Source organism: Streptomyces sp. NPDC002845, assembly GCF_053591955.1.
Genome location: NZ_JBSFUU010000007.1, coordinates 103,287 through 126,220, shown reverse-complemented (window position 1 = coordinate 126,220; position 22,934 = coordinate 103,287). Strand labels below are relative to the sequence as shown.

18 protein-coding genes are annotated in these 22,934 nt (G+C 70.7%); 13 read left to right on the top strand and 5 right to left on the bottom strand.

Features of this window, described 5'->3' with window-relative positions:
* Nucleotides 1-110: 110 nt before the first annotated feature.
* The 3 genes from ACWD3C_RS07245 to ACWD3C_RS07235 are packed head-to-tail and all read right to left on the bottom strand — an operon-like array spanning nucleotide 111 to nucleotide 2,728.
* Nucleotides 111-260, bottom strand: a complete 150-nt coding sequence (locus ACWD3C_RS07245; protein WP_451140992.1) for a hypothetical protein — start codon at nucleotides 258-260, stop codon at nucleotides 111-113.
* Between the two features lie 45 nt (nucleotides 261-305).
* Nucleotides 306-1,622, bottom strand: coding sequence for a HupE/UreJ family protein (locus ACWD3C_RS07240; RefSeq protein ID WP_451140990.1), 1,317 nt, complete (start codon nucleotides 1,620-1,622; stop codon nucleotides 306-308).
* 20 nt (nucleotides 1,623-1,642) lie between these two features.
* Complete coding sequence (locus tag ACWD3C_RS07235; protein WP_451140988.1) at nucleotides 1,643-2,728, bottom strand: DUF3500 domain-containing protein; 1,086 nt, start codon at nucleotides 2,726-2,728, stop codon at nucleotides 1,643-1,645.
* 283 nt (nucleotides 2,729-3,011) lie between these two features.
* Between ACWD3C_RS07235 and ACWD3C_RS07230 the strand changes: the two genes are divergently transcribed.
* From ACWD3C_RS07230 to putP, 3 genes are all read left to right on the top strand, one after another.
* The gene (locus ACWD3C_RS07230) at nucleotides 3,012-3,713 is read left to right on the top strand and encodes a response regulator transcription factor (protein ID WP_451140986.1); all 702 of its coding nucleotides are present in this window, start codon (nucleotides 3,012-3,014) and stop codon (nucleotides 3,711-3,713) included.
* Nucleotides 3,710-5,143, top strand: coding sequence for an ATP-binding protein (locus tag ACWD3C_RS07225; RefSeq protein WP_451140984.1), 1,434 nt, complete (start codon nucleotides 3,710-3,712; stop codon nucleotides 5,141-5,143). The genes ACWD3C_RS07230 and ACWD3C_RS07225 overlap by 4 nt, the downstream gene beginning before the upstream one ends.
* Nucleotides 5,144-5,502: 359 nt before the next feature.
* Nucleotides 5,503-9,081: a sodium/proline symporter PutP gene (putP, locus tag ACWD3C_RS07220; protein WP_451141098.1), complete on the top strand. Its 3,579-nt coding sequence runs from the start codon at nucleotides 5,503-5,505 to the stop codon at nucleotides 9,079-9,081.
* A 367-nt stretch (nucleotides 9,082-9,448) separates the two neighbouring features.
* Here putP and ACWD3C_RS07215 read toward each other — a convergent pair whose 3' ends face one another.
* Together ACWD3C_RS07215 and ACWD3C_RS07210 are read right to left on the bottom strand one after the other, a co-directional pair.
* The gene (locus ACWD3C_RS07215; RefSeq protein ID WP_451140982.1) at nucleotides 9,449-10,735 is read right to left on the bottom strand and encodes a cytochrome P450; all 1,287 of its coding nucleotides are present in this window, start codon (nucleotides 10,733-10,735) and stop codon (nucleotides 9,449-9,451) included.
* 80 nt (nucleotides 10,736-10,815) lie between these two features.
* Complete coding sequence (locus ACWD3C_RS07210; RefSeq protein WP_451141096.1) at nucleotides 10,816-12,144, bottom strand: glutamine synthetase family protein; 1,329 nt, start codon at nucleotides 12,142-12,144, stop codon at nucleotides 10,816-10,818.
* Between the two features lie 312 nt (nucleotides 12,145-12,456).
* Between ACWD3C_RS07210 and ACWD3C_RS07205 the strand changes: the two genes are divergently transcribed.
* From ACWD3C_RS07205 to ACWD3C_RS07160, 10 genes are all read left to right on the top strand, one after another.
* A complete protein-coding gene (locus ACWD3C_RS07205; protein ID WP_451140980.1) occupies nucleotides 12,457-12,645 on the top strand; it encodes a ferredoxin in 189 nt (62 codons plus the stop codon).
* 1 nt (nucleotide 12,646) lies between these two features.
* A complete protein-coding gene (locus ACWD3C_RS07200) occupies nucleotides 12,647-13,858 on the top strand; it encodes an NAD(P)/FAD-dependent oxidoreductase (RefSeq protein WP_451140978.1) in 1,212 nt (403 codons plus the stop codon).
* 10 nt (nucleotides 13,859-13,868) lie between these two features.
* The gene (locus tag ACWD3C_RS07195) at nucleotides 13,869-14,681 is read left to right on the top strand and encodes an acetoacetate decarboxylase family protein (protein ID WP_451140976.1); all 813 of its coding nucleotides are present in this window, start codon (nucleotides 13,869-13,871) and stop codon (nucleotides 14,679-14,681) included.
* A 122-nt stretch (nucleotides 14,682-14,803) separates the two neighbouring features.
* A complete protein-coding gene (locus tag ACWD3C_RS07190) occupies nucleotides 14,804-16,264 on the top strand; it encodes an aldehyde dehydrogenase (RefSeq protein ID WP_451140974.1) in 1,461 nt (486 codons plus the stop codon).
* Complete coding sequence (locus ACWD3C_RS07185; protein WP_451140972.1) at nucleotides 16,257-17,177, top strand: 3,4-dihydroxyphenylacetate 2,3-dioxygenase; 921 nt, start codon at nucleotides 16,257-16,259, stop codon at nucleotides 17,175-17,177. Before ACWD3C_RS07190 ends, ACWD3C_RS07185 begins: the two co-directional genes overlap by 8 nt.
* The gene (locus tag ACWD3C_RS07180; protein WP_451140970.1) at nucleotides 17,170-18,015 is read left to right on the top strand and encodes a fumarylacetoacetate hydrolase family protein; all 846 of its coding nucleotides are present in this window, start codon (nucleotides 17,170-17,172) and stop codon (nucleotides 18,013-18,015) included. Before ACWD3C_RS07185 ends, ACWD3C_RS07180 begins: the two co-directional genes overlap by 8 nt.
* Nucleotides 18,016-18,084: 69 nt before the next feature.
* Nucleotides 18,085-18,744: a TetR/AcrR family transcriptional regulator gene (locus ACWD3C_RS07175; RefSeq protein WP_451140968.1), complete on the top strand. Its 660-nt coding sequence runs from the start codon at nucleotides 18,085-18,087 to the stop codon at nucleotides 18,742-18,744.
* 219 nt (nucleotides 18,745-18,963) lie between these two features.
* The gene (locus ACWD3C_RS07170) at nucleotides 18,964-20,421 is read left to right on the top strand and encodes an APC family permease (protein WP_451140966.1); all 1,458 of its coding nucleotides are present in this window, start codon (nucleotides 18,964-18,966) and stop codon (nucleotides 20,419-20,421) included.
* A 295-nt stretch (nucleotides 20,422-20,716) separates the two neighbouring features.
* Nucleotides 20,717-22,207, top strand: coding sequence for an aldehyde dehydrogenase (locus ACWD3C_RS07165; RefSeq protein WP_451140964.1), 1,491 nt, complete (start codon nucleotides 20,717-20,719; stop codon nucleotides 22,205-22,207).
* A complete protein-coding gene (locus ACWD3C_RS07160; RefSeq protein WP_451140962.1) occupies nucleotides 22,204-22,923 on the top strand; it encodes a gamma-glutamyl-gamma-aminobutyrate hydrolase family protein in 720 nt (239 codons plus the stop codon). The genes ACWD3C_RS07165 and ACWD3C_RS07160 overlap by 4 nt, the downstream gene beginning before the upstream one ends.
* Nucleotides 22,924-22,934: the final 11 nt, after the last annotated feature.

The following is a 22,934-nucleotide window of genomic DNA, read 5'->3' as shown; positions in this document are numbered from 1 at the left end:
TTTTTTGCGCGAATATTTCCCGCCTTGCTTCCAGAATGGGAATAGTCGGGAATGGGAAGAGTCGGGAAATGTGGCGTGTGGATCGTTGCAGTGCGCGCCCTTCGGGACGTCTACGACTGAGCTCGTCGGTCCGGTGAGTCCCCGGCCGCGACCTGGTCGGTCTGCTTGTGCTGCCGGAAGATCCATTCGCGGATGCCTTCGATGTTGTAGGCGATCTTCCAGGTGTTGAGGTGGTTGTTGAGGGAGTTGTCCCATGGCATTCGTCTGTGAGGTGGTTGTGGTGACGCCTTGATCCGCGATTGCTCTCAGCCGGACAGGGGACGCGAATCGGCGCTGCGACTGTCCGGGGAAGACTCGGCCGCCACCTGCGGTGTCCGCGGTGTGATCCGGTGGGCGACCACGGCCAGCGCGGCGACCGTGGCGGCGACGAGCAGCGGATGCCCCACCAGCCGGGTCTGGATGCCCTCGAAGGGGTCGAAGGGGGTGAGCGTGGCGCGTTCGAGCATCCAGGACACCGAGAACACCAGCCCGACGACTGCCACGCCGATGCGGAACGCGGGGTAGAAGGCGGTGCGGGCCAGGGCGATCAGCGACGGCATCATCAGCGCCACGACGAGCAGCTGTGTCAGCTCGATACCCAGGTTGAAGCCCAGCAGCGTGGTCACCAGCGACCCCCGGTCGAGGCCGAGTTCGCCGATGAGTGAGGCGAACGCCAACCCGTGGACGAGTCCGAACCCGGCGGCGATGAGCACCTCGCCGCGGGCCACCAGCGGCCGGATGGCGTGGATGGCGGAGACCGCGATCGAGAGGGCGATCAGTGTTTCGACGGGCCTCGTCGGCAGGTTGATCACTCCGGCTCCCGCGAGCGCGAGCGTGAGCGAGTGGCCGACGGCGAACGCCGTGACGACGTGCACGACGCGGACGACGCCGCGTCGTGCCGACGGGGCCGCGCGCCATCGGCCCCCGACGGCCACCAAGGGGGCGGGGATGAGCAGCATCAACAGGAACAGCAGGTGGTCGGCGCCCTCGCCGACGTGCTCGATGCCCAGGCCGGCGGTGGTGGCGAAGCCTCGTACCCATGAGCCCTCGCCCGCGGGGACTTCGAGGCTCTTGGTGGTGAAGTCGAAGATCCCGAGGGTTTCGGCGTCGTCGGTCTTGAGGATGCCGCGGCCGAAGTCGTACCGGACGGTGGCGATGACCTTGTGGGTGAGCAGTTCCTCGACGATGACGTCGTAACGCAGGTCGAAGTCGGTGACGTTCCCGTCGGGTGGCCGGATCGTGAGCGGGTGGACGAGGTGTGCCGTCCCGTCGATCGTCCGGACCGTACCCGTGCCGAGCGTGACCGGCCAGGAGCGGCCGTCCTCGCCCACGGCGCTGATGTGCCGGGCCGTGTAGCGCTTGAGGAAGGTCCGGTCGGTGCCGAGGACGCTGTCACGGGTGAGGTCGCGGTGTACGGCGACGGCGAGGCGGTCGACGGGCAGTTGCACCTCCCCCTCCACCCGGTCGTCGCGGATGTCGAGGAGGACGGCCGAGGTGCTCATCGGATGGGCGCCGGCCGACGGCACGGGGCCGACGGCCGGCACGAGTGCCGCGAGAAGGAGGGCGAGCAGGAGACGGCGCACTGGAAGCAGTTCCCGCCCTGTCAGTTCCAGCCGTAGTCGGCGGTCTGGTCGCGGAAGATGGTGTGCTGGTGGACCCCCTCGACCACGATGCCGCCCTGATTGGAGAACTCGATCCAGACGGAGGGGCCGTCGACCCGCACATAGGTGTTCTCGTCGTCGATGGCCGTCGCGTCGCTCCAGCCCAGGTACGTCTCGTCGTACTCGGAGACGTACGTGGCGATGAGCGCCTCGGCGGCCTCCTCGTCCAGGTCGTCCACCCAGGTGCGGATCATCGCGGTGACCTTGTCCTGCTGCTCCTGGGTGAGGTCGCCGACGACGACGCCCTCCGGGTCTGGGAAGGGGCCGTCGCTGCCGGGGCCGAGCAGCAGGTCGTCGAAGCTGCCGCTGATCTCGGCCTGCTCCAGCTCGCTGTCGCTGAGCGAGGCGATGGCCGCCATGGTGGTGTCCCGCTTGTCCTTCAGGGGAGCGTACGACGTGCCGTCCAGCTCGAACTCCGACGGCTCGACGGCGGTCAGGGTGGGCGAGAGGCTCACGTCATCACCGGAGTAGGTGATGTTGTACGCCGCGTGATGGCCGCCGAACTCGACCATGAACTGCTCGGTCTCGCTGGGCTCGCCGAAGAAGGCCAGGTAGTACTTGTCCACGCCGAATTCGTCACCGTTGCCGGGTCCGCCTCCGTTGCCGGACTCCTGCACCTCCTTGAGATAGACGTCGGCCTGGCGTATTTCCTCCAGCTCCTCGTAGCCCTGTTCGCTGAGGGCGGTCTCCATGACCTTCAGGGCCGCGGCCTTCTGGTCGTCGTCGAGGTCCTCCAGGGGGATGCCGTTGCGCTCCACGAACGTGGTCGGGAAGTTCGACCAGCCCGTCGTCTTGGCGTCGTCGTCGAAGTCGTAGAGCGCGGTGTCCTTCTCGTCGTCGGAGAGCGTCTCCAGGAAGGTGTCGGCGGCGGCCACGACCTCGGCGGTGTTCGCCTTTCCGGCGCCGGTGCTCGCGGCCGTGCTCTGCCCGGAGGCCGTCGTCTCGGACGAGGAGGATCCGGAGTCGCCGGAGCCGCAGCCGGTGATGCCGAGGCCGAGGCACGCGACCAGGGCGATGGCGTGGCGCACGCGTGTCCGCTTCCTGCCCTCTCGGTCTGCCGGCGATGTGGGGGTGGTGGAAGCGGCGGGGGGAAGGGGGGCGGTGGACATGGATCTCCTGGAGCGGTTCAGATGGGGACCTCATCGTGAGCGAAGCGCCTGTGACGTCCATCGGAAAACCATGGAAGTTGGGCAAAGTCCGGGCCTCTGTGCCGGGTGAGAGCCGAGAGGCGCAGGTCGGCCAGGCGGAACTGATAATCATTACTCGCAAGTTTGTCTGAGATCGGCGCGAGCGGTGGGTCATCATGTGGGCGTGCCGAACCATGTCCTCATCGCCGACGACGATCGTGCGATCCGCGAGTCCCTTGCGCGGGCACTGGAGTTGGAGGGGTACGATGTCGTCACCGCCGTCGACGGGGTGGAGGCGTTGAGCCGAGCCCGTCGGGGCTCCTTCAGCGCACTCGTGATCGACGTGGTGATGCCGCATGTCGACGGCATGGCCGTGTGCCGCGTGCTGCGCGCCGACGGTGACCGGACCCCGATACTGATGCTCACCGCCCGGGCCGAGACCCAGGATCGGGTCGACGGACTGGACGCGGGCGCCGACGACTACCTGCCCAAGCCTTTCCTGGTCCCCGAACTGCTCGCTCGGCTGCGGGCGTTGCAGCGCCGGGCCGCGCTGGCACCGGCGGGCCAGAGGGCCGAGCCGGCCGATGCCGTTCTGTGGATCGCGTCGCTGCGCATCGAGCCGGACGCGCGGCGCGCCTGGTGGGCCGACGGGGAACTGGACCTGTCGAAGACCGAGTTCGACCTGCTGGAGCTGATGGTGCGCAACGAGGGGATCGTGTTGGACCACTCGACGATCTACCACCGCATATGGGGCCACGACTGCGGGCCGCACACGAACAACCTGGCGTGCTACGTCAGTTATCTGCGGCGCAAGCTCGCCGCCGCCGGCGCGCCCGAGCTGATCCACACGGTGCGTGGCGTGGGCTACGCGGTGCGGCGGCCATGAGTCTGCGCTCGCGGTTCACGCTCTCCTTCGCCGTGGCCGGCACCCTGGTGGCGGCGTTTGTCGGTGTGCTCAACTACCGGGCTGCCTCCGAGCATGTCATCGCGCAGGCCAATCGCACGCTGCAGCTGGTCACGATGGCCGTGGCGCACGACCAGACCAGGCAACAGGCCCTCAGCGACGCGGACACGCGGGGACAGGCCCCCGCCCCGGGGCCGGACCGGCTCGGCACGGCCGGTGCGGCGGAGCAGGCGATCGTGCAGGTCGTGGCCCCTGACGGCACAGTCACCCATCTGGGCGGCCCGGACGTGGCGCTACCGGTGTCCGACTCCGTACGCGCCCTCGCCGCCTCCGGTGTCCCCGGGCAGGGGAAGGAGACCATCGAGATCGTCGTGGACGGCGACGTCTACTGTCAGCGGATCGTCGCGCTGGGCGGGGACCGCGGGGCTCTGCAGGCGGCCATCCCGATCGGCCCGACACGCGACGGGCTGGAGAGTATGGCCAGGGAGATCGCGGGGGGCGCACTCGCGGTCGTGCTCGCCGCGGCCGTCGCGGGCTGGCTGCTCTCACGACGCATCACGCGGCGCCTGGTGCGGCTGGCCGGGGCCGCCGAAGAGGTCAGCGGTGACTGCCGTGTCGCCTGGGAGGTCTCGGTGGACGGACGCGACGAAGTCAGCCGGCTCGCGGCGTCGTTCAACAGGATGCTCGGCCGGCTCGCCGCCTACCGGCAGGCACAGGAGAGGCTGGTGCAGGACGCCGCCCACGAGCTTCGGACCCCGCTGACCAGCCTGAGTACCAACGCAGGCGTGCTGCGCCGCGTCGGCGAACTCTCCCCGGACGCCCGTCAACGGCTCCTCGACGACGTCGAGGGTGAGACGCGCGAGCTGAGTCACCTGGTCGACGAACTCGTCGAACTCGCCCTCTCCCGGAGCCGCGACGAAGCCGAAGAGCCCGTCGAACTGGCCTCGGTGGCGGGCCGTGCCGCACGGTGCGTGTACCGGCGCACCGGCCGACTGGTGCACATCGACGCCGACGACTCGGTGGTCCACGGCCGCCGCCTCGGCCTCGAACGCGCAGTGGGCAACCTGCTGGAGAACGCCGCCAAGTTCGACAGCGACACCGTGGAGCCCATCACGGTGCACATCCGCCGGGGCAGGATCACCGTCTCCGACCGAGGACCGGGCATCGCCGACGCCGACGCTGCCCGGGTGTTCGACCGCTTCTACCGTTCCGACGCCTCTCGCAGCCTGCCCGGGTCCGGGCTCGGCCTGGCCATCGTCCGCGATGTCGCCGAGACCCACGGCGGCACCGTCTTCGCGGGAACCCGGCCCGGCGGAGGGGCCGCGGTCGGGTTCACCGTGAACAGCTCCCGGCTGCTGCCGGACGGCGCACCGGACCCCGCCGAGCCACTGGGCCGTCCGGGGCCGGGGTGAGGGCCGCACGCGCGGTCGGCTCGGCAGGCTTGGGTTGTCCGGGTGCCGGTGGGCACGCCGGCCCCGCTTACCGCACCGCGGCCCAGGGGGCCGACGGCCGGTTCGGCCGGCTTCCCGCGCCGGTGCGGGGAGAGCCGACGGTGCGAGATCTCGACGCCGCGTCGGGCGCGTGGGAGGATCTTGCCGCTACGGGCAGTCGGCGGTGAGAGCCTCTCCGCGCGGCCGCCGCTTCCGAGCAGCACAGCCGACAAGTCGCCCCCTGACCACCTGGATCTGTAGATTTGTACAGCCGGGGCATGCAGCCGCCAGGTGCGCCGACGGTGGCGCCGGTGCTCATGAGCCTCGCAGGCGAGGACCGTATGTTCGAATTGAGTGCGCCGATCATGACCACGTTTTTGGTGTACGTGGCCGCCATGATCGGAACAGGCGTCTGGGCGTACACCCGCACTCGCACGTTCACCGACTTCGCCCTTGGAGGCCGCCGGCTCAGCGCGCCGGTCGCCGCCCTGTCCGCAGGGGCGAGCGACATGTCCGGCTGGTTGTTCCTGGCGCTTCCCGGAGCGGTGTACGCGGCCGGCATCGGCGCCGGCTGGATCGCCGTCGGACTGGTGGTCGGCACCTACCTCAACTGGCTGTTCGTCGCTCCGAGGCTGCGCACCTACACCGAGCGCGCCGGGAACGCCGTAAGCCTTTCGGCCTATCTGGAGGAGCGGTTCGAGGACCGCACCCGGGCGCTCAGGATGGTCTCGGCCTCGGTCACCCTCGTGTTCTTCACCGTCTATGTCGCCAGTGGTCTGGTGGCCGGCGGGCTGCTGTTCGAGCATGTCTTCGACGTCCGTTTCGGGCTCGGAGTGACCCTGACGGCCCTGTTGATCGTCATCTACTCGTGCTTGGGCGGCTTCCTCGCCGTGAGCCTGACACATGTGATGCAGGGCACGCTGATGTTCCTCGCCCTGCTCGTGCTCCCCGTGATCGGTGTCGGGGCGCTCGGCGGCTTCGGGGCACTGCGCGACGCCCTCGACAACAAGGCGCCGGGCGTGCTGGACGTGGGGGCCGAGGTCGACTTCGCGGACGGCCGGTGGTCGGCGGGCGGGTCGCTCGGCGCCGTAGCGATCGTCTCGCTGCTCGCCTGGGGCCTCGGCTACTTCGGTCAGCCGCACATCCTGGCCCGCTTCATGAGTGTCCGCAGCATCCGTGCCATCCCCGCGGCCCGCCGTATCGGAACGGGGTGGGTCATCGTCGTACTCGGCGGTGCCACGCTCGTCGGCCTCGTCGGGATCGGGCGAATCGGCGTGCCGCTCCACGACCCGGACACGGTGTACATCGTCCTGAGCCGGACACTGCTCGATCCCTGGGTCGCCGGGGTGACGCTGATCGCCGTACTGGCCGCGATCATGTCGACCGCGGACAGCCAGCTTCTGGTGTCGTCCGTCGCCCTCACCGAGGACTTCTACCGCGCGCTCCTCAACCGGCGGGCCTCGGACAGGGCGCTGGTGTGGGTCGGCCGCGGCGCCGTCGTCGCGGTGATCCTGGTCGCCTTCGTGATCTCGCTCAGAGCCGACGGGCTGCTGAGCATCGTCGCCTACGCCTGGGCGGGCTTCGGGGCGGCCTTCGGGCCGGTCGTCCTCCTCTCGCTGTACTGGCCGCGCATGACCTGGGCGGGGGCCATGGCCGGCATCGTGTCGGGGGCGGCCACGGTGCTTCTCTGGGAGGAGATCAATCCACTGCTCGGGCCGCTTCGGTCGGGCATCTACGAAATGGTCCCGGGCGTGCTGGTCGCCACGGTCGCCGCACTGGTCTTCGGCCGATTCGTCGGCCGGCCGCCGAAGAGGGCGTTCTGGCGGATGCCGGGCGGCGGGGTGAACCAGCTGATGCTCACACCGTTCCTCACCGAGGCACCGGTCGGCATCGCCGTCCTGGACACGGACCTGCGCTACGTCTGGGTGAACGAGCCGCTGGACCGACTCATCCCCCTCGGGCAACGGCTCGGGCGGCAGGTGAAGGACGTGCTGCCGACGCTGGAGGCGGAGGCGTTCGAGCAGAGGATGCGGACGGTCCTGGAGACCGGGGCTCCGGTGATGGACTACGAGTTCCGCGGCCCCAGTTACACGGACCCCGACCGGGAGCGCGCGTCCTCCGCCTCCTTCTTCGCCATGAAGGACCGCCAGGGCCGGCAGGTGGGCATCTGGTACATGGTCATCGACGTCACCGAGCGCTGGCGGGCCCAGGAACGCCTGGCCCTGCTGAACGACGCCGGTGCCCGGATCGGCAGCACGCTGGGGGTGACGCAGACCGCGCAGGAACTGGCCGACGAGGCCGTGCCGTCCCTCGCCGACTTCGTCGCCGTCGACCTGTTGGACTCGGTCATGAGAGGCGAGGAACCGGCCCCCGGACCGGTCGGCATGACGCCCGTCATCCGCCGCGCGGGGCAGCAGTCGGTGCGCGAGGGCTGTCCGGAGGCGACGCTGGACGTGGGGGAAACGGTCCGGCGTGCCCTCTCGTCGCCCGTGACCCGCTGCCTGCTGGAGAGCAGGACCCTGGTGGAGCGGATGCTGGACCGCTCCACCAGCGCGTGGGTGACCGAGGACGAGTCACTGGGCGCCGCCATCCGCACGTTCGGCATCCACTCGCTGATGGTGGTTCCGGTGCGGGCGCGCGGCGTCACCCTGGGCGTGGCGACGTTCGCGCGGTCCCGGCGCCACGGTCCCTTCGAGGAGGACGACGTACGCCTCGCCCAGGAACTCGTCTCCCGCGCGGCGGTGTGCGTCGACAACGCGCGCCGCTTCACCCGCGAGCGTACCGCGGCCCGTTCCATGCAGCGTTCGCTGCTGCCGCAGGGGCTGACGGGAGGGTCCGCACTGGACGTGGCGTCCTGGTACCTGCCGGCGGACGCCCCCAGCGGTGTCGGCGGCGACTGGTTCGACGTGATACCGCTCTCCGGAGCCCGGGTCGCGCTGGTCGTCGGGGACGTGGTCGGACACGGCATGAACGCGGCGACCACCATGGGGCGCCTGCGCACCGCGGTCCGTACGCTCGCCAACCTGGACCTCCCCCCGGACGAACTGCTGGCCCACCTGGACGACCTGGTCATCGGCCTCATGGGGGCGCACGACAGCAACGAGCCGACGGCCGAGGACGAGACCGACGGCGCCGGCTTCATGGGGGCCACCTGCCTGTACGCCGTGTACGACCCGGTCAGCAGGCGGTGCACGCTGGCCCGGGCCGGTCATCTCCCGCCCGTGCTCGTCGGCCCCGACGGCCGCGCCGACGTCCTGGACCTGCCCGCCGGACCGCCCCTCGGCCTCGGCTATCTCCCCTTCGAGTCCATCGAACGGGAGCTGGCCGAGGGCAGTCTCATCGCGCTCTACACCGACGGCCTCATCGAGTCCTTCGACCGGGACATCGACGTCGGGCTCTCCCGGCTCGGCGACGCCCTCATGCTGCCGGGACCGACGCTGGAGGAGATCGGCGGCAAGGCGGTCGACATCCTGCTGACGGGCCCCCCGTCCGACGACGCGGCCCTGCTCCTCGCCCGGACCCACGTCCTGGCTCCGGACCAGGTCGTCTCCTGGGACCTGCCGAGCGACCCGGCCGCTGTCGGGCACGCCCGCGCCCTCGCCGGCCGGCAACTGGCGGAGTGGGGCATGGACGAGCTGACGTTCACCACGGAGCTCATCGTCAGCGAGCTGGTCACCAACGCCATCCGTCATGCGGCGGGACCGATCTGTCTGCGCCTGATCCGGGACCGCGGCCTGATCTGCGAGGTCTCCGACGCCAGCAGCACTTCGCCACGCCTGCGCCATGCCCGGACCACCGACGAGGGAGGGCGGGGCCTGCTGATCGTGGCCCAGCTCGCCCGGCGCTGGGGCACCCGCTACACGGCGAACGGCAAGATCATCTGGACGGAGCAGGTGATTCCCACCGAACCGGTCACCTGAGCGCTCCGCGAGAAGCGCGGTGGTGAACCCGAGGGCCGGTGGGGGCTGGTCGCGCCCACGCGGCGGAGCCGCATGTCGATATGGTCCGGACCCGGCCAGTTGACGGCGTGGGCGCTGCCGTAGCAGCCCATCTGGATGAAGTTGCCGCTCTCGCCGACGGACGCCCTGAAAGACCGGCAGACACACCACGCCAGCAACCGCCCAGACCCCCCGCTCACCAGAACACGGCGGCAGCCGACCACTGCTGCGGAAGGTGACGGCCGGCCCCGGCCAGACCGCGGACTGACGCCGGCTCGGCCGGGCCGCACGAACCGCGCCTCGCGGCCTCGGAGTGTGGCGGGGAGCGGCGGTGGTTGTGGCCGGGCGTTCAGGCGAGCGTGACCTCGACCGGCAGCTTCTTGATGCCGTTGACGAAGTTGGAGCGGACGCGCGGGACGTCGCCGGCCAGGCGGATGTCCGCCAGTCGCGGGATGAGCTCCTCGAACATGATGCGGATCTCGGTGCGGGCGAGCAGGTTGCCCAGGCACAGGTGGGGACTGCCCTTGCCGAAGGTGACGTGGTCGTTGTCGGCGCGGGCGACGTCGAAGTCGTACGGGTTGCCGAAGACCTCCTCGTCACGGTTGCCGGAGGCGAACCACATCACCACCTTGTCGCCCGCCTTGACGTGCTTGCCGCCGAGCTCGACGTCCCGGGTCGCCGTACGCCGGAAGTGGTAGACGGGGGAGGCCCAGCGCAGGAACTCCTCGACCGCCGTAGGGATGAGCGAGGGGTCGTCCTTGAGCCGGGCGAGCTGCTCGGGGTGCTGGAGGAGGGCCAGCATGGAGTGGGAGATGGTGTGACGGGTCGTCTCGTTGCCCGCCACGACCAGCAGCAGGAAGTAGTTGTCGAAGTCCTGCGGGGAGAGCGGGACTCCGTCGCGCGGGGTCGTGTTGACCAGTCGCGAGATCAGGTCCGTACCGTCGCCGCCGCGCCGCTGCCGCGCCAACTCCCGTCCGTACTCGAAGACTTCGACGGAGGCGGGGGAGCGGAAGGGCAGATCGCGGTACTGCTCGCTCTCCTCGCTGTCCAGCAGCACGTCCGCGTAGTCGGGGTCGGTGTTGCCGATGATGCGGTTGCCCCAGTCGATGAGCCGCTGGTTGTCCTGAGGCGGTACGTCGAGCAGGCGGGCGAGGACGTTGATGGGGAAGTCCGCGGAGACGTCGGCGACGAAGTCGAAGGTGCCCTTGGCCAGGGCCGCGTCCAGGGTGGTCGCGGTCAGGCCGCGCAGGAAGTCGCCGTAACTGTTGATGACACTGGCGCCGAACTGGCGCTGGATCACGCTGCGCAGCGCACGGTGGCGGACGCCGTCCAGCTCCAGGATGGAGGCGCGCTTCTTGATCTGGTCGTCGTCGACCTCTTCGAGATTGACGAACCTGGTGGAGGTGAAGGTCTCCGGATCGCGGTCGACGCGGGCGATGTCGGTGTGCCGGGTGACGGCCCAGAAGCCGGAGTTGGGGGCCTCCTCGGGCTGCCAGTGGACCGGGTCCTCGTGGCGCAGGGTGTGGAACATCCGCCAGGGGGTGACCCCGTCGGTGAAGCTGTCCAGGTTCGTGAGATCGACGTCCGCGAGGGGCATCGGCTCGTTGACGGCGAGGGTCAGGGTCGTCTCGGTCATGGGTGGCTCCTCGGCATCAAAAGGGGGTGTCACAAGGGGGCATCGCGAGGGGGCACCGCAAGGGGGTGCCGCAGTGGGCGTCACAGGTGGTAGGCGTACTCGGTGAACTCCCAGTCGGTGACGTGCCGCCCGAAGCGTTCGACCTCGTTGCGCTTGTAGGTGAGGAAGGACGTGGTGAAGCCCTTGCCGAGCAGCTCTGTCAGGGCGGTGTCCGCCTCCAGCGCGTCCAGCGCGGCGGACAGGTTCGCCGGCAGCACGGCCGCCTTGGCGGTGTCGTAGCCGTAGCCCTCCAGCGGGGCGGGCGGCTCCTCGCCGGCCCGGACGCCGAGCAGCGCGGCGGCGACCGTACCCGCGATGAGGAGATACGGGTTGGCGCTGGCGTCGCCGAGGCGGAGTTCGAGGCGGGCGCCGGAGCCGCGCTCCGGCGGGATGCGGACCATGGCGCTGCGATTGTCCAGCCCCCAGTCGATCAGCCAGGGCGCGAGCGTGTCGGGGCCGAAGCGCTTGTACGAGTTGACCGTCGGGTTGGCCAGGGCGGCGAGCGCGGGTGCGTGGGCGATGACGCCCGCGACGGCGTGCCGGGCGATGGCGGAGAGGCCGTACGTGCCCGTGGGGTCGTCGAAGGCGTTGCGGGCACCTTCCTCGTCGGAGGTCTCGCAGGACAGGTGGAGGTGGAAGCCCGAGCCGCCCGCGTCGCCGAAGGGCTTGGCCATGAAGGTGGCGAGCCTGCCTTCCTTGCGGGCCAGTTCCTTGACGGCGGCCTTGAAGCGGAAGGAGCGGTCGGCGGCGTCCAGGGCGTCGGAGTGGGTCAGGTTGATCTCGTACTGGCCGCCGTCGAACTCGTGGTTCCCGGCGACGACGCCGATGCCCAGGTCGCGCAGGTGCCGCAGGGTGCGCAGCAGGTGGTTCCCGGGGTCGGCGCGCAGACCGGCGGTGTAGACGGCGCCCGTGGTCTCCGGGGCGCGGCGCCAGCCGGTGGGGGTGCCGGGGGCGGGCTCCAGCAGGAAGTACTCCAGCTCCGGGCCGACGACGGGCCGCAGCCCGTGCTCGGCGCACCGGGCCAGGACGGCGCGCAGCAGGTCGCGCGGTGACTCGGCGGCCGGGGCCCCCGTCACCGGGTCGGTGACCTCGCCGAGGCAGGTGGCGACGCCGGGTTCCCAGGGCAGCGCGGTCAGCGTGGACAGGTCGGGGCGTACGGTCACGTCGGGCAGGCCCGCGTCCAGGCCGCCCGCGACCGGGACCACGTCGCCCTGCGGGCTGGTGTGGTAGACGGCCTTGCAGAAGGCCAGGCCGTGGTCGCAGGCCGACGGCAGGTGGTCCAGCAGGACGTCACGGGCGCGGTCGGTGCCGATGAGGTCGGGATACGTCACCCGGACCACGTCGATGCCCTCGGCGGCGAGCCGTTCCATGTGCCGGCGGATGTCTGGGCTGTCGTGAGCGCTCACCGCGAAGTCTCCTCGGGCGGATGGGCGGGGCCCCAGACCCTCGGGGCCAATCATTTGAACCCGAACGTTATGGAGGGGGTCGCCGTCCCGCAAGGGGGTGGTTCAAAAAACTTATCCATCTGGACAGGTATTGACCAGGGCCTGGTGGCTTCCTATCTTGTTTGAAGCCAAACGAGTAAGAGGTGCGGCTCCTCGCACCTCTTTGGCCAGGGGCCCGGCCGGACGGCCGGGCCCTTCATCCCCGCTTCGACGCCCTCACATTCAGGAGGACCGGCCATGAAGGTCGTCGTCGACATGACCAGGTGCCAGGACCACGGCCAGTGCGTCTTCGCCGCCCCCGACGTCTTCCGGATGGACGACGAAGGGCACCTGGCCTACGTCCCCGACCCGGACGACGCGCTGCGCGACGAGGTCGAGGAGGCCGCGGACGTGTGTCCGCTGCAGGCCATCCGGATCGAGGACTGACGTGAACGCCCGCATCATCGTGGCCGGCGCCTCCTTGGGCGGCCTGCGCGCGGCCGAACAGCTCCGGGCCGCCGGCTGGACCGGCGGGATCACCGTCGTCGGCGACGAACCCCATATGCCCTACAACCGTCCTCCGCTGTCCAAGGAGGTCCTGGCCGGCAAGGCCACGTTCGAGTCGCTGGCCTTCACTCCGAAGGCTTCCGCGGCGGATGTGGAGTGGCGGCTGGGTACGAAGGCCGTCGCGGCCCGCCTCGACGAGCGGACGGTCGCACTCGACGACGGCTCGACGCTGTCGTACGACGGACTCGTCGTCGCGACCGGCATGCGCCCCCGGCGCCTGCGCTGCCCCGGTCCGCTCGCCGGCCGCCACACGGTCCGCACGATCGACGACGCCCGGAGCCTGCGTGACGAGCTGACCCGGCCCGGCGCCCGGGTGGTCGTGGTCGGCGCCGGCTTCATCGGCTGCGAGGTGGCCGCCACGGCGGTCGGTCTCGGTGCTGCCGAGGTGACGGTCGTCGATCCGCTGCCCCAGCCGATGGCCGGCCCGCTCGGCGAACTCCTCGCCCGTGCGCTGCTGAAGCGGCACGAGGAACGCGGCGTGCGCTTCGCGCTCGGCTCAGGGGTCACCGGGTTCGAGGGTTCGGCGGACCGGGTCACCGGGGTCGTACTGAGCGACGGCACCGTTCTTCCCGCCGACGTGGTCGTGGAATCGGTCGGTTCCCTCGCCAACACCGAGTGGCTCGACGGCAACGGCCTCGATCTGTCCGACGGGGTGCTCACCGACGAGCACCTGCGCGTCGGAGGTCGCCCGGAGGTGGTGGCGGTCGGCGACGTGGCCCGCTTCCCCAACGCCCGCTATGACGGCGTACCCCGCCGGGTGGAGCACTGGTCCGTCCCGGCCGACACCGCCAAGCACGCCGCGAAGTCGCTGGCCGCTCATCTGGCCGGGGGTGACGTGGAGTTGGCCTCCTTCGCGCCGCTGCCCACCTTCTGGAGCGATCAGCACGACTTCCGGCTCCAGTCCTTCGGGGCGCCCGGCCTCGGCCTCGATGACGTACGGGTGCTGGGCGGCGAGCCGGACGGTGACGTCCTCGTCGGCTATCACACCGAGGGCCGTCTGGTCGGTGTCGTCGCGCTCGGTGGCCAAGCGGCCGCGATGGGCGCCGCCAAGTACCGCGCCCAGCTGCTGAAGCAGCCCGCCCTCACTGCGTAAGGAGCTCCAAGTGACCAGTCTCCGTGGTTACTTCCATCCCAAGACGACGAGCGGTGCCTCGTCGCTGATTCCGTCTCCGCCGTGGCATTACTCCGGTGACCTGCTCACCGTCGAGTACCGCACGGATCCCTCGCGGGTGCGTGAACTTCTGCCCGAGCCATTGGAGTTGGCGGACGAGGATCCGGGTGCGGTCGCGCTGATCTGGGCCGACTGGCAGTCGTGCGCGGAGTCGGGAGCCGAACTGCTCGATCCCGTGCTGTCCCAGTACAAGGAGGCCTTCGCGGTTGTCCGGTGCAAGTACAAGGGGCAGACGTACTCGCGGTGCGTCTACATCTGGGTCGACAAGGACTTCGCGATCGCTCGCGGGCTGCACCAGGGGTATCCGAAGAAGCTCGGGTCCATCCATCAGACGCGGCCGCATCCGTACGGACCCGCTCCGCGGATCGAGGCGGGGGCGCGGTTCGGGGCGACGCTGGCTGCGGCCGACCGGCGTATCGCGCAGGCCGTGGTGACGTTGCGGGAGCCGTCCGAGACCAACGGTTTCGTCAACGGGCATCCCATGGTCCATCACCGGTGGCTGCCGTCCATCGAGAAGGGCAAGGGGCTCGCTCTCGATGAGCTGGTCGAGTCCGGTGCGGATTCCTTCCAGGGGGGTCAGCCGTGGGTCGGCGAAGCTGAGCTCAAGCTGTTCGAGGCGCCCACCGAGGAGTTGGCCCGGCTGGAGGTTCGGGAGCCGATCGCCGCGTACTACCGCCAGGTGGGGGTCGTGTGGGACGGGGGGCGGCTGTTGGAGTCCGGGACGTCCGGAGCGACTGCCGAGTGATGCCGGTGGTCGGCTGCGGGTTTCGTCGTGGCTGGTCGCGCCCACGCGGCGGAGCCGCATATCGATACCGCCCCGCCCCTTTGGGGCGCTCCCTTACCTCTAGTACATATGGAGCCCTTCCCATGTCTGACAAGATCACTGTCGCCGGGGTCGCCGTCGACACCCGGCACTGGATCGGCGGTCGGCGCGTCGCCTCCTCCGACTCCTTCTCCGACCTCTCGCCCATCGACGGCAGCACCCTCGGCGAGATCGCCCGCGGCACACCCAAGGAGGCCGCCGCTGCGGTCGCCGCCGCCGAGGCCGCCTTCCCCACCTGGGCCGCCACCTCCCGCTCCGAACGCGCCCGTATCCTGCACGCCATCGCCGACGGCGTCGAGAAGCGGCTCGAAGAACTCGCGATCGTCGAGACCACCGACAACGGCGCGCTCCTGCGCTCGCACCGCCGGGGCGTCATGCCCCGCGTGGCCCACAACTTCCGCTTCTTCGCGGACTGGCTGCTGGGGCTGGAGCACGAGGACTTCGAGACCCGCGGCCACACGAACCACGTCGCGTGGGACCCGGCGGGCCCCTGCGTGCTGATCACGCCGTGGAACGCGCCGTTGCTGCTGGCCACGTGGAAGGTCGCGCCGGCACTGGCCGCCGGGAACACGGTGGTCCTCAAGCCCGCCGAGTGGTCCCCGCTGACCGCCTCGCTGCTGGCCGACATCGCCGCGGAGGCGGGGCTCCCGGCCGGTGTGCTCAATGTCGTCCAGGGGTACGGCGCCGAGATCGGGGACACGCTCACCTCGCATCCCGATGTGCGCCGGATCAGCTTCACGGGCTCGGTGCCGACCGCGCAGCACATCGCCGCGTCGGCCGCGGCGAACCTGACCCCGCTGAGTCTCGAACTCGGGGGCAAGTCACCGCTGTTGGTCTTCGCCGACGCGGACCTCGACCTGGCCGTCGACCTCGCGGTGGAGCAGTACGACAACGCCGGGCAGGTCTGTCTGGCGGCGACCCGCATCCTGGTCGAGGAGCCGGTCGCCGAGGAGTTCACGCGCCGCTTCGTGGAGAAGGCCTCTCAGCTGAGGCAGGGCGACCCGCGGGACGAGGCCACCGACGTCGGGCCCAACATCCACCTCCGCCAGCTGGAGAAGATCGACGGCTTCGTGCAGCGGGCGATCGCCGCCGGCGCCCGCGCGGTCATCGGCGGGCACCGCGAGGACGGGCAGTACTACGCGCCCACGCTCCTCACGGACGTCGCCCAGGACTCGGAGATCGTCCAGGAGGAGGTCTTCGGGCCGGTCCTGACACTCCAGACCTTCACCGACGAGGACGAGGCGATCCGCCTTGCCAACGACACCCGCTTCGGACTCGCCGCCACCCTCGCCGCCGGCGACCGCGAGCGCGCCGCACGGGTCACCGCCCGACTCGTCGCGGGCACGGTCTGGGTCAACTGCTTCTTCGTCCGCGACCTCCAGGCCCCCTTCGGCGGCTCCCGCCAGTCCGGTGTCGGCCGCGAGGGCGGCACCTGGAGCTTCGACTTCTACTGCGACCTGAAGAACACGGTGACCGCCCCGAAGGGATGGACGGACCATGGGTGAGATCGTCGGGGCGGGCCTGCTGGCCCACGTCCCCACCATCGTGCTGCCGGAGGCCGAACGGCTGGAGCTGAACGAGGGCAAGGAGATCACGCTCGTCACCGGCCTTCAGCAGCTCCGCGAGGACGTCTTCGAGTCCGACGACTACGACACCGTCGTCGTCCTCGACTCCCACTGGGCGACCACCGTCGAGTTCGTTGTCACCGCGCAGGCGCGCCGCGCGGGCCTGTTCACCTCCGAGGAACTGCCGCGCGGCATGAGCAGGATGCCGTACGACTTCCCGGGCGACCCCGAACTCGCCGACAACACAGCCAAGTTCGCCGAGAAACACGGCACCTGGATCACGCCCATCGATGACGCGTACCTGCCGGTCTACTACGCCACCATCAACCTCTGGAAGTTCCTGGGGGAGGGCCTGCCGGACAAGCGCTGGGTGACCATCGGCGTGTGCCAGACCGGTGACATGGAGGACCACCTGCGGCTCGGGCGTGCCCTGGCCGACGGCATCGCCGCCACCCCGGGCCGCCGGGTCCTGCTGATCGCCTCCGGTGCCCTCTCGCACACCTTCTGGCCGCTGCGCGAACTGCGCGACCACGAGGCCAGCGACCCGGCTCACATCTTCACGCCGGAGGCGCGTGAGGCCGACTACGAGCGCATCGCCTGGTTCAAGGAGGGCCGTCACGACAAGGTCCTCGACACCATGGACGAGTTCTGGAAGTACAGGCCCGAGGCCAAGTTCTTCCACTACTTGATGATGGCGGGCGCGCTCGGCGAGCAGCGTTGCGTCGCCAAGGCCCGCCAGTACGGCGAGTACGAGAACTCCATCGGCACCGGCCAGGTCCACCTCTGGTTCGACCGCCCCGCCGACGGCTGGACCGCACCCCTCACCCCCGCACAGGAGCCCGCCCATGCCTGAGTACCGCCGCATCCTCCTCGACGGCGCCGCCGTCCAGGTCACCGTCGACGGCGACGAACTCGTCGCCGGGGACGGCCGCCGCGTCAAGACCGACGAGGCGCACCATCTGCCTCCGGTGGTCCCCTCCAAGGTGATCGCCGTCCACCTCAACCACCGCAGCCGCGTCGACGAGTTCCGGATCGAACTCCCGGACACCCCCACCTACTTCCACAAGCCGACCTCCGCCCTCAACGCCCACCGGGGCGCCGTCGTCCGGCCCGAGGGCTGCAAGTGGCTCAACTACGAGGGCGAGGTCGCCATCGTCATCGGGAGGACGGCACGCAACATCTCCCCGGCCGAGGCGGGGGAGTACATCGCCGGTTACACCGTCGCCAACGACTACGGCCTGCACGACTTCCGCGACACCGACGCCGGCTCCATGCTCCGGGTCAAGGGCTCCGACACCCTCTGCCCGCTCGGCCCCGGCCTGGTCACCGACTGGGACTTCCACGGCAAGCGGCTGCGGACGTACGTCAACGGCCAGGTGGTGCAGGACGGTTCGACCGACGAGATGAAATGGGACATGCACTACCTCGTCGCCGACATCGCCCGCACCATCACCCTCCACCCGGGCGACGTGCTGCTGTCCGGCACGCCGGCCAACTCCCGCCCCGTGCGGCCCGGTGACGTCGTCGAGGTGGAGGTCGAGGGCCTCGGCCGGCTGACCAACCACATCGTCACCGGACCGACCCCCATCCGTACGGACGTCGGCGCCCAGCCCACCGAGTCCGAGGAGGTCCTGTCCACCGCGCTCGGCGGCGACTGGGAGTTCCGCGGCATCAGGCCGCCGAAGCGCTGAACGACGGTGAGACCGCGCCGTACTCACGAGCGGTCGGGACCGGGTTCAGGGGCGGGTAGGGTCGCAGCCATGACCGACTCCGCGGACGCCTCCAACGGCCGACGGCCGCGCAAGCGCCTGCAGTACGGGGAGGGGCGGGAGGCCCTGCTGAACGCCGCGGTGCGCGTGGTGGCGCGGGGCGGGTTGCGCAAGCTGACCTATCGCGCGGTCGCCGAGGAGGCCGGGGTCACCCACGGGCTGGTCGTGCACCACTTCGGTTCACGCGACGCGCTGATCGAGGAGGCCCTCGCCCACACGATCCGCACCTCGCTGAGCACCAGCGCGCTCGAACCGGGCACCGGCGAGGTCGCGGACTTCTCGGTGGGCCTGTCCGACATGGTCACGGAGGACCCGGGCACCCAGGCGTTCCAGTACGAGCTGCTGCTCGAAGCGCGCCGCAGGCCCGAGTTGCTGCCGCAGATCCGCGCCCTGTACGACGAGTACTTCGACGCCACCGAGCGCGAGCTGAACCGCATACTCCCCGGCGATGCGAACCGCGCCCTGACCCGGCTGGTCTTCGCCGCCCTCGACGGCCTCGTACTCCACCAGCTCGTCTTCGGTGAGCCCGAGAGCACCGACGCCGCCGTGGGGGAGCTGCGCTCACTGCTGCGGTCGCTCGCAGCCGACGGGGACGCGGACGGCAAGGGCACCGGGACCGTCGCCGGGGACGGCGCCGGGGCGCACGGCTGACGGGCTCCGTGCGGGTGGGCTCCGGGCGGTGTTGCACCGTGGCCGGGCGGTGTTGCACCGAGGGCGGGCCGCGTCTCGCCGAGGTCACGGACCCGTAAGGAACCGCACGTGCCGCGAGAAACCTCTCGCAGCCCCTTGTCAGACGGATAGTTCCAGCCCACTATGGGGCAACTCGTTTGGCCTGAAACGAAGCCCTCTCCCCTCTGGCAGGTGATTCGAGTGGACAGTCAGACGGCGGTCGGAAACCAGACCGCGGCCGACGCCTCCACCGCAGGCAAGCTCAAGCCCAACTCCCTCGGCGTCCTGGGCATCCTCTTCTTCGTTCTCTCCGCCCAGGCGCCGCTGACCGGCGTCGGCGGCGCCGTCCCGATCGCCGTCGGCATCGGAAACGGGCCCGGAGTGCCCGTCGCCTATCTCGCGGCCGGTCTGATCACCCTGCTGTTCGCGGTCGGCTACGTGGCCATGAGCCGGCACGTGGTGGACGCCGGTGCCTTCTACACGTACATCGGCAAGGGCCTGGGCAGGCCGCTCGGCATCGGCAGCGCCGGGGTCGCCCTGTTCGCCTACTGCGCGATCCAGGCCGCCATGTACGGGCTGTACGGGGCCATCGTGAGCGGTCTGGTCACCGGCCACACGGGCCTCGACCTGCCGTGGTGGGTCTGGGCGCTGGTCACCATGGCGGTCGTCCAGGTCCTGGGGGCCGCGGGGATCGAGATGGGCGCCAGAGTGCTGGCCGTCTTCGTCCTGGCGGAGTTCAGCATCCTGACCGCCTTCTCCCTGGTGACCTTCTTCAAGGGGGGCGGGCCGGAGGGGCTCGCCTTCACGGAGTCCTTCTCGCTGGGGGCCGCCCTGGAGGGGGCGCCGGGTGTGGCGCTGATGTTCGCCGTGGCGTCGATGGTCGGTTTCGAGGCCACGGCCATCTACGGCGAGGAGGCGCGTGAGCCCCGCAAGACGGTTCCCCGGGCCACGTATCTGGCCGTCGCCCTCGTCACCGGCTTCTTCGCCTTCACCTCATGGATGCTGATCTCCGCCCACGGTGCCTCGAAGGCCGGCGCGGCCGCCGGTGCGGCGCTGGAGAGCGGTGACTCGACGGCCTTCGTCTTCGCCCCGGTCGCCGCCCAGTTCGGGGCCTGGGTGAACGACGTCCTGCCGATCCTGCTGGCCACCTCGCTCTTCGCCGGCATTCTCGCCTTCCACAACTCCGCCAACCGCTATCTGTTCTCGCTCAGCCGCAACGGGCTCCTGCCCCGGAGGCTGTCGTCGATCAACCGCCGGCACTCGCCCGGCGTGGCCGGTCTCGTCCAGACGGGCATCGCCGCCCTGCTGGTGGTCCCCTTCGCGCTGGCCGGCAAGGACCCGGTGCTGACCCTGTTCTCCTGGTTCAGCTCGGTGGCGGTCCTGGGGATCATGCTGATGTACTTCCTGACCTCGGTCTCCGTGATCGCCTTCTTCCGGCGCGAGCGTCTGGACACCCGCCCCTGGAACACGCTGATCGCTCCGGCGCTGGGCGCACTCGGCGTCATCGGTGCGGTCTGGCTGATCGTCGCCAACTTCACCACCCTCATCGGAGGCGACCGGGCCACCGCCGTCTGGCTCGCACTCACCGTTCCGGCCGTTCTGATTCTGGGGGTCGCCGCCGCCCGGCTGACCCGTGGCAGGGCGACGGCCGACACCTGAGCTCCACCGCGCGAAGGGGCCTGGCGGGGGCCCGGCCGCTTCGCGCGGTGGGGGTGCCGGGCGGTAGGCGCAGCGGTCGTAGTGCCGAGGGGGAGGTCGTATCCGCGCTCGGTGAGCTGGTCTCCCGTCAGCGCGGGCTCTGTCGCATGCTCGTGCCGGATCACGAGTGCGTACGGCGATCGTACGGCCTCAAACGGCATGTCTGCTTCTGCGTCGGAGCCCTTGTGGCGCCCTCCTCGTCTACATATCGTTTGACTCCAAACATAATTTTGGTGCCGTGACCTGGAGGCCGCGCATGCTGGACATCACCCACGACGAGTGGCTGCGCCGTGCCAAGGCCCTGGAGGTGTCCGGCGCGCACCACATCGACGGTGCCGACGAACCCGGCTCAGGGGCGACGTACGCCGCCGTCTCGCCCCGCGACGGCCAGGTGCTGGCACAGGTCGCCGACGGCGGCGCCGCGGAGGTGGACGCGGCCGTCGCCGCCGCGCGGCGGGCCTTCGACTCCGGGCCGTGGCCGCGCCTGGCGCCCGCGGAGCGGGGCCGGGTCCTCGTCCGTCTCGCCGACCTCCTCGAAGAGCGGCGCGAGGAACTGGCGCTGGCCATCAGCCTGGAGATGGGCAAGCCCATCACGGACGCGTACGCCATCGAACTGCGCGCCGCGATCAGCACCTTCCGCTGGTACGGGCAACTGGCGGACAAGCTCACCGACGAGTCCCCGCACACCGCGCCGGACGCCCTCGCCCTGGTCACCCGGGAGCCGGCGGGGGTCGTCGGCGCGGTCGTGCCCTGGAACTTCCCGCTGACGCTGGCGAGTTGGAAGGTCGCCCCGGCGCTGGCCGCGGGCTGCACGGTCGTACTGAAGCCGTCGGAGAACTCCCCGCTGTCGGCCCTCCTGCTCGGCCGGATCGCCACCGCGGCCGGACTCCCGCCCGGCGCGCTCAACGTGGTGGGCGGCAACGGACCGGTGGCCGGACGCGCCCTCGGACTCCACCCCGACGTCGACGTCCTCGCCTTCACCGGCTCCACCGCCGTCGGCCGCCACTTCCTGCACTACGCCGCCGACTCCAACCTCAAACGGGTCTGGCTGGAGCTGGGCGGCAAGTCACCCAACATCGTCCTGCCCGACGCCCCCGACCTGGAGAAGGCCGCCGCCACCGCCGCCTGGGGCATCTTCTTCAACCAGGGCGAGATGTGCACCGCGCCCTCCCGGCTGCTGGTCCACTCCTCCGTCGCCGATCAGGTCACCGAGGCCGTCGTACGGCGGGCGAGGGAACTGCGCGTCGGCGACCCCCTCGACCCCGCCACCGAGATGGGCGCTCTGGCCGGTGAGAGCCACCTGGGCCGCGTACTGGAGCACATCGCCGCCGGCCGTGACGAGGGGGCACGGTTGCGCCACGGCGGCGGCCGCACCCTCACGGCCACCGGAGGCACGTATCTGGAGCCGACCGTCTTCGACCGGGTGGACCCGGGCATGCGGCTGGCCCGCGAGGAGATCTTCGGCCCCGTCCTGTCCGTGCTCGCCTTCGACGGCCTGGACGAGGCGGTACGACTGGCCAACGCGACCGAGTACGGCCTCGCCGCGGGCCTGTGGACCTCCGACCTGTCCACCGCCCACCAGGTGTCCCGGGCCCTGAAGGCCGGAACCGTCTGGGTCAACTGCTACGAGGAGGGCGACCTGACGGTGCCCTTCGGCGGCATGAAGCAGTCCGGCAACGGCCGCGACAAGTCCGTACACGCCATCGAGAAGTACACCGAGCTCAAGACGACCTGGATCCAGCTGTGACGACGTCCCCACGACCTCTGATCGCCGTCCCGGCCCGCTTCTCCGCCACCACGTCCGCCCTGCGCTACGCCGCCGAAGTCGGCGCCCGCGCGCTGATCGAGGCGGTGTGGCGGGCGGGCGGCGAACCGGCGACCATCCACCCGGCCGACCCCGCCGCCACCGACGTGTCCGCCCGCCTCGCCCGCTTCGACGGCGTCCTCCTTCCCGGCGGCGGCGACCTGGCCCCGCACCGCTACGGCGCCACCGACGCCCACGACAGCGTGTACGACGTCGACGACCTCCAGGACGCCTTCGACCTCGAAGTCGCCCGCCGGACACTGGACCTGGGCCTGCCCCTGCTCGCCATCTGCCGCGGCCTGCAGGTCGTCAACGTCGCCCTCGGCGGAACGCTGGAGCAGGACATGGGCGGACCGGAGCGCGAGCACCGCCATCTCGTGCACCCGGTGGCCGTCCGGCGCGGCACCCTGCTGGAGCGGGCGACAGGCGTGGAGAAGACGGACGTCTCCTGCTATCACCACCAGCGGGTGGACCGCACCGGAGCGGGTCTCGCGGTCACCGCACGCGCGGCGGACGGCACCGTGGAGGGGCTCGAACTCCCCGGTACCCCGGGCTGGTTCACGGCCGTTCAGTGGCACCCCGAGGACACCGCGCACGAGGACCCCGCCCAGCAGGGCCTGTTCGACGCCCTCGTACGCGCCGCCGGTGACGGACGCTGACCTGCCACCAC

Excerpts from the sequence above, each read along its gene's own strand:
- ACWD3C_RS07245 (WP_451140992.1), bottom strand. The coding sequence starts at position 260 with ATGCCATGGGACAACTCCCTCAACAACCACCTCAACACCTGGAAGATC.
- ACWD3C_RS07225 (WP_451140984.1), top strand. The coding sequence starts at position 3,710 with ATGAGTCTGCGCTCGCGGTTCACGCTCTCCTTCGCCGTGGCCGGCACC.
- putP (WP_451141098.1), top strand. The coding sequence starts at position 5,503 with ATGTTCGAATTGAGTGCGCCGATCATGACCACGTTTTTGGTGTACGTG.
- ACWD3C_RS07215 (WP_451140982.1), bottom strand. The coding sequence starts at position 10,735 with ATGACCGAGACGACCCTGACCCTCGCCGTCAACGAGCCGATGCCCCTC.
- ACWD3C_RS07210 (WP_451141096.1), bottom strand. The coding sequence starts at position 12,144 with ATGGAACGGCTCGCCGCCGAGGGCATCGACGTGGTCCGGGTGACGTAT.
- ACWD3C_RS07205 (WP_451140980.1), top strand. The coding sequence starts at position 12,457 with ATGAAGGTCGTCGTCGACATGACCAGGTGCCAGGACCACGGCCAGTGC.
- ACWD3C_RS07190 (WP_451140974.1), top strand. The coding sequence starts at position 14,804 with ATGTCTGACAAGATCACTGTCGCCGGGGTCGCCGTCGACACCCGGCAC.
- ACWD3C_RS07185 (WP_451140972.1), top strand. The coding sequence starts at position 16,257 with ATGGGTGAGATCGTCGGGGCGGGCCTGCTGGCCCACGTCCCCACCATC.
- ACWD3C_RS07180 (WP_451140970.1), top strand. The coding sequence starts at position 17,170 with ATGCCTGAGTACCGCCGCATCCTCCTCGACGGCGCCGCCGTCCAGGTC.
- ACWD3C_RS07175 (WP_451140968.1), top strand. The coding sequence starts at position 18,085 with ATGACCGACTCCGCGGACGCCTCCAACGGCCGACGGCCGCGCAAGCGC.
- ACWD3C_RS07165 (WP_451140964.1), top strand. The coding sequence starts at position 20,717 with ATGCTGGACATCACCCACGACGAGTGGCTGCGCCGTGCCAAGGCCCTG.